12 protein-coding genes are annotated in these 15316 nt (G+C 42.8%); 10 read left to right on the forward strand and 2 right to left on the reverse strand.

Going from position 1 to position 15316, the window contains the following annotated elements; genetic code table 11:
* Positions 1-52: 52 nt before the first annotated feature.
* The 3 genes from ACTWPM_RS11165 to ACTWPM_RS11175 all read left to right on the forward strand — a co-directional run bounded on the left by ACTWPM_RS11165 (position 53) and on the right by ACTWPM_RS11175 (position 3883).
* Positions 53-2038, forward strand: coding sequence for an ABC transporter permease subunit (locus tag ACTWPM_RS11165; protein ID WP_443133116.1), 1986 nt, complete (start codon positions 53-55; stop codon positions 2036-2038).
* A gap of 429 nt (positions 2039-2467) precedes the next feature.
* Positions 2468-3010, forward strand: coding sequence for a YwhD family protein (locus tag ACTWPM_RS11170; protein ID WP_443133117.1), 543 nt, complete (start codon positions 2468-2470; stop codon positions 3008-3010).
* Positions 3011-3541: 531 nt separating this feature from the next.
* Positions 3542-3883 (forward strand): YolD-like family protein, encoded by a 342-nt coding sequence (locus ACTWPM_RS11175; protein ID WP_443133118.1) that lies wholly within the window; start codon positions 3542-3544, stop codon positions 3881-3883.
* A 176-nt stretch (positions 3884-4059) separates the two neighbouring features.
* Here the strand turns inward: ACTWPM_RS11175 and ACTWPM_RS11180 are convergent, their stop codons facing one another.
* Positions 4060-6117 (reverse strand): transglycosylase domain-containing protein, encoded by a 2058-nt coding sequence (locus ACTWPM_RS11180; protein ID WP_443133119.1) that lies wholly within the window; start codon positions 6115-6117, stop codon positions 4060-4062.
* Positions 6118-6246: 129 nt separating this feature from the next.
* Between ACTWPM_RS11180 and speE the strand changes: the two genes are divergently transcribed.
* From speE to ACTWPM_RS11210, 6 genes are all read left to right on the forward strand, one after another.
* On the forward strand, positions 6247-7077 hold the full coding sequence (gene speE / locus ACTWPM_RS11185) for a spermidine synthase (protein ID WP_443133120.1): 831 nt from the start codon (positions 6247-6249) through the stop codon (positions 7075-7077).
* 5 nt (positions 7078-7082) lie between these two features.
* Positions 7083-7955, forward strand: coding sequence for an agmatinase (speB, locus tag ACTWPM_RS11190; protein WP_443133121.1), 873 nt, complete (start codon positions 7083-7085; stop codon positions 7953-7955).
* Between the two features lie 74 nt (positions 7956-8029).
* On the forward strand, positions 8030-8479 hold the full coding sequence (locus tag ACTWPM_RS11195) for a hypothetical protein (RefSeq protein ID WP_443133122.1): 450 nt from the start codon (positions 8030-8032) through the stop codon (positions 8477-8479).
* 93 nt (positions 8480-8572) lie between these two features.
* Positions 8573-9013, forward strand: coding sequence for a DUF1934 domain-containing protein (locus ACTWPM_RS11200; protein ID WP_443133123.1), 441 nt, complete (start codon positions 8573-8575; stop codon positions 9011-9013).
* The gene (gene argS, locus ACTWPM_RS11205; RefSeq protein ID WP_443133124.1) at positions 9010-10677 is read left to right on the forward strand and encodes an arginine--tRNA ligase; all 1668 of its coding nucleotides are present in this window, start codon (positions 9010-9012) and stop codon (positions 10675-10677) included. The genes ACTWPM_RS11200 and argS overlap by 4 nt, the downstream gene beginning before the upstream one ends.
* An 813-nt stretch (positions 10678-11490) precedes the next feature.
* A complete protein-coding gene (locus tag ACTWPM_RS11210; RefSeq protein WP_443133125.1) occupies positions 11491-11670 on the forward strand; it encodes a XapX domain-containing protein in 180 nt (59 codons plus the stop codon).
* 1 nt (position 11671) lies between these two features.
* Here the strand turns inward: ACTWPM_RS11210 and cls are convergent, their stop codons facing one another.
* Positions 11672-12859 carry a cardiolipin synthase gene (cls, locus tag ACTWPM_RS11215; protein ID WP_443133126.1) on the reverse strand — a complete coding sequence of 396 codons (1188 nt, stop codon included), beginning with the start codon at positions 12857-12859 and terminating at the stop codon, positions 11672-11674.
* Between the two features lie 196 nt (positions 12860-13055).
* On the opposite strand from cls, the gene ACTWPM_RS11220 reads away from it, so the two are divergent.
* Complete coding sequence (locus tag ACTWPM_RS11220) at positions 13056-15188, forward strand: heterodisulfide reductase-related iron-sulfur binding cluster (RefSeq protein WP_443133127.1); 2133 nt, start codon at positions 13056-13058, stop codon at positions 15186-15188.
* Positions 15189-15316: the final 128 nt, after the last annotated feature.

The following is a 15316-nucleotide window of genomic DNA, read 5'->3' on the forward strand; positions in this document are numbered from 1 at the left end:
GAAAAAGTGAGGTCATGAGTGTGAGTAATTAGAGATGTAAGGGGAGAAGTGCATGAGAATCATTAAGTTCATGATCTATTACATAATGGGGCTTGTAGGTATTTTGTTCATTAGTGCGTCCCCAGCTTTGTTCAGTGAGGGAAGTTTCTTTGATATATCCAATTACTTTTTTGAACTTCAGCAACTGATGACTGATATTTTTAAGCCTGCTGAATGGGTGTACATGTATAAGGACCGTCCGGAACCGCTGCTTGGATTTCTATTGGAACCTTATCAATACTCTATGACGGTGTTCTTTGGAGGTCTTCTGCTTGGGTTTATACTAGCTTTTTTGTTAGCGCTCGGAACCATGTTTCTCCCTGGATGGACAAAATCGATCATCGGGAGATTCCTGAACATCCTAGAGGCTGTGCCTGATTTATTACTGGCTTTTTGTTTGCAGCTTTTCGTCGTATGGTTCTATAAGCAAACAGATATACAAATTGTCTCCTTTGCGGCCCTGGGACAGGAGAAGGTATATATTCTGCCTATTATTGCGATTGCAGTGTTACCGTTAGTTACGATGTACAAAATCATTCTCATGCTGATGGATGAGGAGATGACAAAGTCTTATGTCCAGATGGCTAAGAGTAAAGGGTTGGAAAAAGCCGTAATTCTTAACGTACACGTGATAAGGAATATTGTAAAAAGTATATTCTTTCATTCTAAAATTATCCTCTGGGGATCTTTATCAAGTCTATTGATCATTGAATATATTTTTAATATGAATGGAATTACAAGCTTTTTTATTGAGGACTTTAGACCAATCGTCTCGGCAGTGATCCTATTCATGATCTTCACCCCTTTTTTCATCATTTATCAGGGGACAGAGCTGTTTATATTTAAGGATTATAAAATTGTTAAAGAGACCAGCTTGAGAATGAATCGTTTTATAGGTGATTTCCACATTAAACCAGGCGGGAAATGGATAAAACAGGCTTTCGCAGCGATAGGAGCACATTTCCGTAATCTGAAATTTCTGATTGGGTTTATCATTATTTCGGGAACGGTGGTTGTCAGCATAATTTATAGTTTAACAGCGGATCCTCTTATAGATAAGTTTTATCACATTACGAACGAGGAGGGGCGGCTGGTAAGCGCTGCTCCTCACTCACCTGAGTATATATTTCTAGGAACGGATGCACTCGGTTACAGTATCTTCGATCAGCTGCTGGCAGGAGCCAAGTATACGATTCTCTTTGCCCTTGTCATAGCCTTTTTAAGAATGAGTCTTGGTTTTTTGTTAGCGATCCCTTATACATTTTTCCTTCCTGCCCGAATCCAGCGCGGGGTGGAAAAACTGGTGGATGGTATGCACTTCCTGCCTATGACCATTATTGCATTCTTGCTGTTGACCCCAGTTCTATGGATGCCGCCGGGCGGTTTTACAACGACCCAGACGGAACGGATCATCTATCAGGGAGTGATTCTGGTAATGCTTGCTGTACCTTTGATTGTTACGTTATTTGGCAGTGAAATGAAACTCCTCATGCAAGAGGAATATGTGGTAAGTGCGAAAATTCTTGGAGGTAGTTCGCTCCATTTACTTTGGAAGCATCTGCTTCCGCATTTAAGTGCGCGGATGGGGATTGTGTTTGGACAGCAGTTTATTCAGACACTGCTGATTTTTATCCATCTAGGCGTATTTAATATCTATTTTGGAGGAACAAATGTAGATTACACTCCCATGCAGAGTGATCCTCCAACGAGTACTACATATGAGTGGTCTGGACTGATTGGAGCAGCGAAAGACTCATTAATGACGGGGAGATGGTGGTTTATTATCCCAGCCCTTCTTTGCTTTATGGGGATTATACTGTCTATGCAGCTCATTATTCAAGGAATCAAGGAAGTTCAGCATAAACGGGTAGGTGTCCCTGTTTCTAACCCAATGGGGTGGAAGAAGTTTTTCCGTAAAAGGAAACCTGCAAGTAGAAAAACGGGTGACCCTTCAGATGAAAGCTTTGTTTTTATCAACAGCGAACATCGTTCCTCGTAGAGGGCTGTTAAAGGCGTTATAAAAGGAAAGTAAAGGTATTAAACAAGCGTTTGATTAAGGGTATAATATGAGGGGTAAACAGCGGGCAGAAGGAGCAGCTATTAGGAATTGAGTTTGTTTATTATTTCTATAATTAGGATACCACCCACCACTTCCACACGTGGATGGTGCCGCGGTATGAGTGGATGTATGATTTTGGGCGTTCGGTGGAGTCTGTTTGACCAGTGCTGCTTCATGCCCACCGTCAAAGGAACGGGGAAGAGGATATTCAGGAGGTTATGCAGGCCCTGCATGCTTTGAAGAAAGCATTAAATACATGAATAGCTGTTTATATGAATGGTTTATCCAATTCCTTATGCTAAAACAAAGAGTGGATTCTATGTTAAAATAGGGAAAAATCAGTCATGTTTAGAGGAGGTTCAGTTTGTCATGAAAGAATTTGAGCAATTTAAAAATAATGATGATAAAAGTGATAAAAAGAAGAAACAGTTCACGATTATTAAGGATGACGCAACGGATGGGCACGGTGGATATGGAGTAGGCTCCATCAGCCTTGAAAACATGACCCCGGTGATCGTGGATCCAAATGAAGAGAAGGCCTTTGTCGATATGGGGGCTCTGCATGCCCGTAGTGCGGTGGAGAAGCGGGTGAAATTTATTACGGACCGTGAAGTCGTAGCGAATGGTTTATTATACTGGATCGTCTGGGTAACTGTGGATTATCAGGAAGGAAAGCCTTGCTACTACGGAGTAGCGGGCAGTGAAATTGTCGTTGACCGTTCGATTAAACGAGGCTATAAGCTGATGCCGGAGCATGTTAACCATATGGATAAGTCCTTAAAAGGAAAGTTCGTTGTCGAGCATATGGACGAAAAATCAAGAACGATTCTCGGGGAATATCTCCGTGAGTTCAAGCCAGATTTATGGGAAAATACAAGTCAGGACCTAAAAGATTCTCTTGGTGTCCAATAAATTACGAGAAAAAGCACTTTCCCTCAGAGAAAGTGCTTTTTTACTGCCCGATTTTATCAGTGGTCTTGAACCCAGGGTCTGTCGTAAGTATTAAGTCTTCCAGGTAAGCTCCCGATACTGTAAGACTTAATTTCGAGTTTTTTGTGAGAATTAGGTCCTGCGGGGGACGATTTCGCTTTCCGGCCCTGCACGACGCAGGGTCGTTTGACGTTGCCACAGGACGTGGCGATCTTAGTCGAACACCCCTTGTGGTAAGCTTCCTCGGGCTTAACAGCCCTGCGGGATCTTACCGATCATGTTCATCCCACAGGAGTCTTCCACAAACCGGCCCTATTGTTGAAGACTTGAATTCGAGATGGTGTTAGAGAATTAATTTTCTAAGTTATTAAGAAAATGTAAAGGAACGAATCTTATAGTTAAGGAAGCCTGATAAAACCCGCTTAAAAGTGATTATCCTGTAAATTCCAGTTTACGAACAGAGGTTTTGTGCTACAATAAGAACAAATGTTCGCATAAGGAGGATGATCAACTATGGATAGCCGTAACCGTGACCGGGGTACAATTAAGTGGACATCGCTGATGCTGCCGGAGCATGTAGAGATGATAAAGAAATTATGGAAGGAAGATGAGCGGGTAGAGAAAGGGATTATTGATGAGCAGAAGGCCATTGAGATTGACTTTTTACTGCAGCGGGCTTTAAACGACGATCTGACGGTACGCGTCAAAATCCATAATGGTTTTGACTATGAAGAAATTCCCATGAAAATGGAGTACATTCACAAACTGAAGCGTAAAGTTTATGGCGTACATTGGGAAACGAAAGAAAAAGTTCAAATTTCTCTGGATGACCTTACCGATGTTTCAATTATTTAGGTGAATAATTTGTTCACAAAATGTTCACTAAAAAATGGTCGAAAGGGTACTCGGAATCTTGACGTACTGGCAGAATGGGTAATATATTTAGTAACACATGGTTATACATGTATTACTAGGACAAAGAAAACGACCGGGTTGCCGCCGGTCGTTTTCTTTGTCTTTTTTTAGATTATTTAAAAGAACCAGTCTACTACATCTTTGAACCATGGGTCATTTTTAAACTCATTCTCAATTTCTTCTTTATCCTTATCTTCATTGCCCCCGCAAACTTCTTTTGGAATGTCGCTTTTATCCATATACATGAGACGTTCTTTCGGACAATTAGGACCGGACCTGTGCCCGGTTTCAGGGTCGATATAAACCCCTTTTACATCCGGGGTTGGAATAAAGGCTGCTGATGGAAGTGGTTCATGAATTAATTCCATGGTGTCTGCCCAAACAGCTTTGGCATATCTTTTTTCATTGAATGTTTCAAGTTTTCGGCCGCCTTCATCATGGCCAACCCATACTCCTGATAAAAACTGTGGGCTGAAGCCAATCATCCAGCTGTCATAATCTGTTGTACCTGATTTGCCGCCGTACATACGAGTCAGTTTTCCCTTTATAGGACTGCCTGTAACAGAAGCATATCCATCAAGGGAAGAATCAAACATCCCTGTCATCATGTGAGTAATAGTAAAGGCACGATTCGGATCGATTTCTTTCTCTTTATTAAATACCGGCTGATATTCAAAAAGTATATTTTCGTGACGATCTGTAATTTTCTCAATGGTGTGACCCTCCAGAGATTCAGAACCTTTCACCATTTTCCCGTAAGCACTCATCATTTCATAAAGAGAAATAGAAGTAGAACCAAGGGCAAGAGAAGGAACAGGTTTGGCACGAGTCGAAATACCAAATGTGTCCAGTGTTTTCGCAAGTTTATCAGGACCGATATCCATGTTGGTGGATACAGCATAAATATTGTCAGATACCGCAAGCGCCTGAGCCATTGTAATCGGCTTGTCTGCATATTGGTCACCAAAATTGGTTGGACTGTAGACTTTTCCGTTATCACCTATTTGAAAATCGGTTGGCTTACTTTCAATCATAGTGACCGGTGAATACCCTTCTGCCAGTGCTGCGTAATATAGGAAAGGCTTAATGGTCGATCCTACTTGACGCTTCGCCTGAGTAGCCCGGTTATAAGCGCTGGTTTCGTAATCCCGGCCGCCGATCAGCGCTGTAATCGCACCGTTATGACTGTTCATAATGGCAGCAGCGATTTGAATATCTTCTTCTGGAGGAATGTGACGGTCGATTTGTTTTTCAAGCGTGTTCTGATGGTCTTTGATAAGTGTGGTATGAATGTGATAGCCACCTGTTTTAACTTCTTCAGGTGTAATATCAAGAATTCTGGCAGCTTCTGCAACGACATGGTCCTGAAAGTATGGTGCGGCTTCTTTGTCGGAACTGTCAGAGTGATCTGAGTATACTAGACTGGCTTCCACCGCTTCATTTTTTTCAGAAGAAGTAATGAATCCGCTCTTCTCCATTTCTCCCAAAATTAGTTTCTGGCGCGAGGCCGCGTTCTCTGCATTGTTCAGAGGAGAGTAATAGCTTGGACCTTTAGGAACGCCTGCAAGCATAGAGGCTTCCGTCAGCGTTAACTCTTCTGCATTTTTATTAAAGTAATAGCGGCTCGCTGCTTCAATTCCGTAGGCTCCATGTCCATAATAAATCGTGTTTAAATAGCCTTCCAAAATTTCATCTTTATTATAGAAGATCTCTAGTCTCAGGGCATAGAGAGCCTCTTGGATTTTTCGCTTCCACGTTTTATCATGAGATAAATAAAGGTTACGAGCGTACTGCTGAGTAATCGTGCTTGCTCCTTCCACCATGCTCATCTGTTTAAGATCGGTTAAAGCAGCACCAGCAATCCGTTTGGGATCAAAGCCAAAATGATCGTAAAATCGACGGTCTTCAATAGCTATCGTCGCTTCCTTTATCGCATCCGGCATTTCATCAATGGTGATCCAGTATCGTTCTTCCGCTCCATGATCTTCTCCAATAATATCCTCTCCCTGACTATAATAAACCGTATTCTGTTCGGTCATTAAAGAAGGAGGGCCCTGGGTGATTGCAAATCCCAAGACAAGTAAGATTCCAGTTCCTGTTAAGACAAGGCTGATCAATGTCCATTTGAATGCTCGCTTTGACCAGCGGTAAGTCATTCGTATAAAAAGGATCATTCTTCTAAACTCCCAACTGTTAAGAATGAATAAAGACTGCTATTATTATGTGAGAATACGTAGTAAAATAAACCTCTCATGACGAATTCTGTAATAGAGAACTATAGATATACAAAGGAGAATGAATAGATGAGCACGTGGTTTACTGAGAAGCAAACGGAAAATTTCGGCATTACGGCTAAAGTTAAACAGTCTCTTCATAAAGAAAAAACTGATTTTCAAGAGTTAGAGATGCTTGAGACAGAAGAATGGGGCAATATGCTCGTACTGGACGACATGGTTATGACCACAGAAAAAGACGAGTTTGTTTACCATGAGATGCTAGCCCATGTTCCACTCCATACCCACCCTAGCCCGAAACAGGTGCTGGTAGTAGGCGGCGGAGATGGCGGTGTAATTCGTGAAGTACTCAAGCATGAAAGTGTCGAAAAAGCAACGCTTGTAGAAATTGACGGCAAGGTTATTGAATACTCCAAGCACTATCTCCCTTCCATTGCAGGGGCGCTGGATGATAAGCGGGTGGAAGTTAAAGTGGCGGATGGCTTTATGCACATTGCGGAAAGCGAACGAGCATATGACGTCATTATGGTAGATTCAACGGAACCGGTAGGTCCAGCCGTTAATCTATTTTCCAAAGGCTTCTATGAAGGCATTGCGAAAGCCTTAAAAGAAGACGGGATCTTCGTGGCTCAGACTGATAATCCTTGGTTCAAGGCTGATTTGATTCGCCAGGTTTATGGAGACGTTAAAGAAACATTTCCCATCACGAAAGTGTACACCGCTAATATTCCAACGTATCCAAGCGGTCTTTGGACATTTACGATGGGCAGTAAAATTTATGATCCTCTTCAGGTTCCTGCTCATCGATTTGGAGAGATGGAAACGAAGTATTATACAGAGGAGCTGCATCAGGCCTGCTTCGCTTTACCAAAATTCGTTAAAGACTTGACGAAGGGGTGAAGTTAATGAGATTTGATGAAGCCTATTCTGGAAAAGTTTTTATCATGAGCCGTGCTTCCGAACAGGAGGCGGATGCCGTAATTTACGGAATGCCGATGGACTGGACGGTCAGCTTCAGGCCAGGCTCCCGGTTTGGCCCGAGCCGCATCCGTGAGGCCTCGATTGGTCTCGAAGAATACAGTCCTTACTTGGATAGACATTTAGAGGAAATTAATTACCACGACGCAGGTGATTTACTGCTCCCCTTTGGAAATCCTCAAAAAAGTATTGATATTATTGAAGGCTATATTGATGAACTTCTGGAGATGGGGAAAATGCCTCTTGGACTGGGAGGGGAGCATCTGGTCACATGGCCGGTGTTAAAAGCGATGTACCGGAAATATCCCGACCTTGCGATTATCCATATCGATGCTCATGCTGACCTCCGTGAGGAGTATGAAGGCGAGACGCTTTCCCACTCGACTCCTATTCGGAAAGCTTGCGAGCTCATCGGAGCGGAAAACGTGTATTCGTTTGGTATCCGCTCCGGAATGAGGGAAGAGTTTCAATATGCTGAGGAAAGCGGCATGTTCATGGCCAGATATGAAGTGCTGGAGCCTTTGAAAAAAGTTCTTCCGAAACTTTCTGGACGTCCTGTTTATGTAACCATTGATATTGACGTACTGGATCCTGCTTTTGCTCCTGGGACTGGAACAGCAGAAGCAGGAGGGATTACGTCAAAAGAGCTGCTGGCTTCCATTCACGAGATTGCAGGCAGCGAAGTGAGCGTTGAAGGTGCCGATCTTGTTGAAGTTTCTCCAGCTTATGATCCGACAGAAAAAACCCCAATCGCTGCCAGTAAATTCATACGTGAAATGCTTTTGGGGTTTGTTAAATAAATGATAGAATGAAACAGCCGCTATGATTTTTCATAGGGGCTTTTCTATATGAGATGAATAAAGGAGCGCTTTTTTTGGATAAAAAGATTATAGGTATCACGCTAGCATATGCCATTATCATGATGAGTCTGATTCTAGTAACGTTTGTAGGGAAGTGGAACCCTTCAGGATATAGTTATTCGCTTAGTAACCAACAACTAACGATTGAAAAAGGGTTATTTTCTAAAGAAACGACTGATATTGCTATTGAAGATCGAATAGATCAAGCGATCAGCTTTTCGTTATCTATCTCCGAGGAAAATCAGCAGTGGAGAATGGATGTCATCGTTATTGGTCTGTTGCTTCCATTTTTATTGTTATTACTTGTCCCGGAGCGCCGTCCCTTTAAGAACCACCTTTCTTATCCTTGGTTTGCAGTAATTGTTGCAGCACTTGCTTTGTTATATGCCAGTTATAGTGTACCGGCCCACATCACTGAGATTAATGACATCCAGAATCAGGTGAACACACTGCTTCAAGAATAAGGAGCACGGGCACGCTCTTGCGTTTTTGTGAATGAATTCTTATAATAAACAAGTTATAGTGTACGTAAACCCTTTGAAGGGAGGAACGAAGAAATGACAAGTAATGCTAAGGATATCCAGGTGCAGCTCGTTACGGAAATCAGAGATACGGAGCGTAAAGAGACGATGGAAGTAAACGAAGCTGGTCAATTCTTTGCGCGTGGTCAGACTCAGGTGATTACTTTTACAGAACATCCCGATGAAGGGGATCCTGTTAATACGATGATCACAGTAAAGCCAGGCCATGTCAGTATAAAGCGAAGCGGCGGCGTAGATATGCGCCAGGTTTTCCAGCCGGAGGTAGAAACAGAGAATTTATATCATCATGAATATGGTGATTTCCATATGAAAACTTATACGGAAGAAATGGAGTTTAGTTCCCTTGATGAAGCAATGGGCGGACGGTTATTTCTCCATTATCAAATGACGTTGAATCATGAAGTAACGCAGGACCACCGTTTGACATTGACGTTTGAGGAGGAGAGCGAATCATGAATATCGTTGAACAAATGGAAGAGAATCTCAAGAAGGAAATCGTCCGCGCCGTGCTTTCAGCTGAGCTAGCCGGGGAAGAAGAAATGCCGGAAGTTGTATTGGAGCAGCCGAAGGATAAAGCGCATGGCGATTACGCAACAAATATGGCAATGCAGCTCGCCAGAATAGCAAAGAAAAATCCGCGTGCGATTGCTTCAGAACTTGTTGAACAATTTGATCGTTCACAAGCTTCAATTGAAAAAATAGAAATTGCAGGTCCGGGCTTCATAAATTTCTATATGAATAACCACTACTTGACTGAATTGGTTCCTTCCATCCTGGAAGCAGGGAGTCAGTATGGTCAAAGCAAAAGTGGGGAAGGTCATAGGATTCAAGTGGAGTTTGTATCCGCTAACCCGACGGGGACTTTGCACCTTGGTCACGCAAGGGGAGCAGCGGTAGGAGATTCCTTATGCAATGTACTGGAAGCTGCAGGCTATGACGTTTCCAGAGAGTATTATATTAATGATGCCGGGAATCAAATGGCGAATCTCGCTCTTTCTGTTGAAGCCCGCTACATGCAGGCATTAGGGAAAGAATGGGAGATGCCGGAAGATGGATACCACGGCCGTGATATCGTAGAACTCGGTAAAAAGCTTGCTTCGGAAGCAGGAGATAAATGGGCAGAGGAATCTGAAGAAGATCGTTTGAAGTTCTTCCGTGAGTACGGTTTGCAATATGAACTGAATAAGATTAAAACGGATTTAGAAGAATTCAGAGTTCCTTTTGATGAATGGTTTTCTGAAACTTCGCTGTATGAAGGCGACCGGATTAAAAATGCACTGCAGGTTCTTAAAGAAAAGGACTTTGTCTATGAAAAGGACGGAGCTACCTGGTTTGAGACAACGAAATTCAGTGATGATAAAGATCGCGTGCTCATTAAAAATGATGGGACGTACACCTATTTGACGCCGGATATTGCTTATCACAAGAATAAACTGGACCGTGGGTTTGATACGCTCATCAATATCTGGGGTGCCGATCACCATGGATATATCCCGCGCATGAAAGCAGCGATCCAAGCCCTCGGCTATGATGAAGATACACTTGAAGTAGAGATTATTCAAATGGTCAACCTCTTCCAGAATGGCGAGAAGGTGAAAATGAGTAAGCGTACAGGAAAAGCTGTTACGCTACGTGAATTGATGGAGGAAGTCGGTATTGACGCGATGCGATATTTCTTCTCTATGCGTTCCAGTGATTCTCATCTGGATTTTGATATGGATCTGGCCCGTTCAGAATCTAATGAAAATCCAGTTTATTACGTTCAGTACGCTCATGCCCGCATATGTACAATGCTGAAACAGGCAGAGGAAAAGGGGCTGAGGGAAGAGACGTTCAACGGAAGTCTTTTAACGGCTGAAAAAGAAGAAGATCTGCTTAAAAGACTTGGTGAATTCCCGCAGCTGGTCGCGGATGCGGCAGAGAAACGAACCCCTCACCGGGTAACTCAGTATGCCTTCGATCTGGCATCCAATCTGCACAGCTTTTACAATGCAGAGAAAGTACTGGATCAAGAAAACCCTGAACTTACGGCTTCCCGACTGGCACTAATGAAAGCTGTACGGATTACCTTGAGTAATGCGCTGAAAATAATCGGAGTTTCAGCACCAGAACAGATGTAAGTTCATAAAATGACTAAAGGGCGTCTTCGCAAAAAGAGAGAGCAGGGCGCTCTTTTTTTGTGACATTCTTTGCCCCAGTACTTATATATGCGTAAAGCCATCTGTTTTTGAGAGGCTTTGTTATAGTTTATTGTTGATTTTCATAAGGCATATTACGTAATAGGGCCGGTTAGTTAAAGACTCAGTTTCGAGATATTTTGTAGAGAAAGGGGCTCCAGGGAACGACTCGCTTTCCGCGGGCATGTGGTGAGCTTCCTCAGGCTTCGCCTTCCGGGATCTCACCGATCATGTTCCTCCCGCCGGAGTCTTCGCCGTTCCCTTCCGCCCCTTTGCGATTATTGAGAGCTCGGAATTCTCTCCATAAACGCCTTCCAATGAACAAGTATAACCTAGGATCCTCACCGGGGTTTATGTGGGTATAACTGTAGGAACCTTGTTATATAAGCATTTTGAGGCAGATTCAGAATGGCTTCTATCTCCTATAGCAGGGTCCGTTATTCAAAACCATGTTGGGTTGGTGGGGAAATAGCGAGACTCCCGTGGGAGAAGAAGCTAGGCGAGACCCCACAAGGAGCAATAGCGACTGAGGAGGCTTGCCAGTTTCCCCACAGGAAAGCGAGTTATTTCCCCACCAGCCCTCTTGCATATATAGCAACGGGCCCCATTTATCTCGAAACTGAGTCTTGCAGTAACGGGAGCTTTACCTTAAAACCAACACGGAAGATTAACAGATCCAATTGATAAAATAGGAACAATGTAGTTTGGGATGGAAAAAAAGCTTGAAGGATAGATGATGAAAAGGAGGACAAGCTTATGAAAGAAATTATTTTAGCAATACTCACTGGTTTAGTCGTGGGTATCGTATTTGCAGCTTTAAAACTTCCGATTCCAGCCCCGCCTGCACTAGCTGGAGTGGCTGGAATCGTGGGGATTTACTTAGGTTTTAAAGTCATGATGTGGATGGGCCCTGTGTTCACGGAAATTTTTAAATAAATCACAATAAAGGTCGCAGCCTGGCTGCGATTTTTTCGTTGATTTTAGTACTTAGGGAGCGGTTTTTAAGCCAGCTTTCATCAAATGGCACGGCGTCTTTCATATCTTGAAAGTAAGCGTCGCGAACCGCTGCGATGAACGTTTTGTCATAAACATAGGTATTCACTTCTTTATTTAAAAAGAAGCTTCTCCTGTCGAAGTTCGCGGTACCGATATCTGCACATTCCCCGTCCACTATAAATACTTTCGAGTGGTAAAATCCTGCATCAAAAAATTTAATATGGGCTCCTCTTTGGTAGAGTTCGTTCAGAAAGACGATACCGGCTTCCTTAACAAACGGATGATCAGATTTCATAGGGACCATGATGTATAACTCAATTCCATTTTTGAGAGCAGTTTTAAATGATTGAAGCAGTTCAGGTGTTGGAATGAAGTAAGGGGTTCCCACAATAATTTCTTTTGCAGCAGAGTGGATTAACCGGTTAAATTCTTCCGCTACACCGATTCCATCAGAGGCGAGGACGGACACTTTCTTCCCTTCAGGGTGTTCTAGCTTTATGGTGGTTAACTTCTCTCCGGTGGATTTATACCAGTCTTTTGTGAATACAGCCTGAAGTTTTTCAACAACTGCACCTGTATAGCGCATATGGTAATCACGCCAGTCTCCAAATTTTGGGTTATGGCCAATATAGTTACTCCCCACATTAAACCCTCCAATATAGGCGGTCTTTCCATCAATTACCGTAATTTTCCGGTGGTTTCTCCGATTTAAGTGATAGAAGAAATAAGGAAATCTGGGTTTTTCAGCGAATGCAAAGTGAACACCAGCTTCTTTAAGTTCATTTCTGGTCTGTTTATTGATCAAATAGCAGCCCAGACGATCACCGAGCAGGTGGACTGATACTCCTTCCTGCGCTTTTTTCTTTAATATGTCAAAAAATTCCTTGCTAATTTCATCCTGATCGATGAGAAAGAAGCTGATGTCGACTCTTACTTTAGCTTCAGAAATATCCTGAAAAAAAGCTTCAAACAGCCTTAATCCTTCAGAAAAAAGTTCATATTGACCATGTGTTTCTTCAATATTTATCGGATCTCCAGTTTTTTTGTGGGATTTTTGTCCCATTTTAAAATCTGTAATTAACAGTAAAATAAAAGTAGTGATACTAACTAGTATGATTAGGACTATCATGATTTCAGCCTCCCATTGCCATCTGTCGTTAGTCTTCCCATCTGATTTCGTTTCAATAGGAAAAAATTGAAAACATGTTGACTGAATGCTCATTCATAATTTATAGTAAAGCTATAAGATTCAGAAATTTCTAAGTTTCTGGGCCGATAAAAAAGGAAAATCGCATCTGCGATAACAACCAAGAGGGGGAGAACAAATGAATCCGTTGTTACTTGCAAACTGGATTTTGTTCCTTGGCGTTACGATTTATGGATTATACTTATTTGTAAGCGTTGTCCGTACACGTATCGCTTATATTAAGATGGGGAAGAAATTTGAGTTTGATGGCAAGATTAAAAGACGTCTGCAGAAGATTGGGATTTATGTGTTTGGTCAAAAGAAACTATTGAAGGATAAGAAATCCGGAGCGATCCACGTTATGATGTTCTATGGCTTTATTCTTGTTCAATTTGGGGCCATTGATTTTATTTGGAAAGGACTAGCTCCTGATTCGCATTTGCCGCTTGGACCGTTTTATCCAGGATTTACATTCTTCCAGGAAATTGTAACGCTAACGATTATTGTAGCTGTTATCTGGGCGTTTTACCGCCGCTATATAGAAAACCTCGTCCGTCTGAAAAGAAGCTTCAAGGCAGGACTTGTACTTATTTTTATTGGAACACTGATGGTTACTGTGCTTGTAGGAAATGGTATGGGGATAATCTGGCACGGCCATGAAGGAGCCTGGACAGAGCCCGTTGCGACTTTAATTGCAAGCGCTTTCGCTTGGCTTCCTCCAGCAGCTGCTGCTACTGTCTTCTTTATTATGTGGTGGATTCACCTGCTTATTCTGCTTACATTCCTTGTGTACGTGCCGCAATCCAAGCATGCGCACTTGCTGGCAGCACCGGTCAACGTTTTCTTAAGCCGTGAAGATCCTCCGGGCAAACTTAAGCCGATTAATTTTGATATCGATGAGGAAACGGATGAAGAAGATGTTTCCTTTGGTGTCGGAAAGATAGAAGAGCTGAACCAATTGCAGATGATTGATCTGTATGCCTGTGTGGAATGCGGACGCTGCACCAATGTCTGTCCTGCTTCAGGATCAGGTAAAATGCTTTCACCGATGGATTTACTTATTAAAATGAGAGATCATTTGACGGAAAAAGGTGCCGCCGTCACAGGCCAGTCTCCTTGGGTTCCTGCTTATGCCTTCTCGGGCACAGAAGGAAACACATTGGCTCAAATGGCCCGCACTAAAGGGACAGATGAAGCGGCCGCTGCCGTGGAAGCTGCCCACAATAAAAACTTAATTGGCGATGTCATTACCGAGGAAGAATTATGGGCCTGTACTACTTGCCGTAACTGTGAGGATGCCTGCCCAGTCATGAATGAACACGTCGATAAAATCATCGACCTGCGCCGTTATCTTGTTCTTACAGAAGGGAAAATGGATCCGGACGGCCAAAGAGCGATGATGAACATTGAGCGCCAGGGCAACCCGTGGGGGCTTTCCAAGAAGGAAAGAGAAGATTGGAGAAGCCTTGACGAAGAAGCTCATATCCCTACAGTAAAAGAACTGAAGAAATCAGGAGAAGAATTCGAATATCTTTTCTGGGTCAGTTCAATGGGGTCTTACGATAACCGCAGTCAGAAAATCGCAGTCGCATTTGCTAAGCTGATGAATAAAGCCGGCATTAAATTTGCGATTCTCGGTAACAAAGAGCAAAATTCCGGAGATACAGCGCGCCGGATGGGCAACGAATTTTTGTTCCAGGAACTGGCTGAAAAGAATATGAAAGAATTCGAAAAAAATGATGTGAAAAAAATTATCACGATAGATCCGCATGCTTATAACATTTTCAAGAATGAATACCCGGATTTCGGTCTTGAAGCGGAAGTTTATCACCACACCGAAATGCTTTCTGAATGGCTGAAAGAAGGCCGTCTGAAGCCAGAAGGTGTAGTAAACGAGAAGATTACCTACCACGACAGTTGTTACTTGGGCCGTTATAACGAAGTTTACCAGCCTCCTCGTGAAGTGCTTGAAATGATTCCAGGAGTTGAGGTCGTCGAAATGAAACGCAACCGATCCAATGGAATGTGCTGTGGAGCCGGCGGAGGTATGATGTGGATGGAAGAAAAATCAGGAAACCGTGTGAACGTAGCTCGTACAGAACAGGCTCTTGAAGTAGAGCCAACGATGATTTCAAGCGGATGTCCATTCTGTCTCACGATGTTATCGGATGGAACCAAAGCTAAAGAAGTAGAAGAAGAAGTGAGTACAATGGATATAGCAGAGATTCTGGCCAAATCCATTTTCGAAAATTCAGAAGAAAAAACAGCGTAAATAACGTTCGCATATCTAGTCAGTTCTTAGAAAAAAATTATGAAAATTGTGGAAAGTGTACACTATTTTAGGTACACTTTCCTTATGAAGACATATTGAGCGAGCGTTCAATCGCCAATTTTGAAAGC

This window comes from Halobacillus sp. K22 (assembly GCF_052246795.1).
Classification (GTDB): Bacteria; Bacillota; Bacilli; order Bacillales; family Halobacillaceae; genus Halobacillus.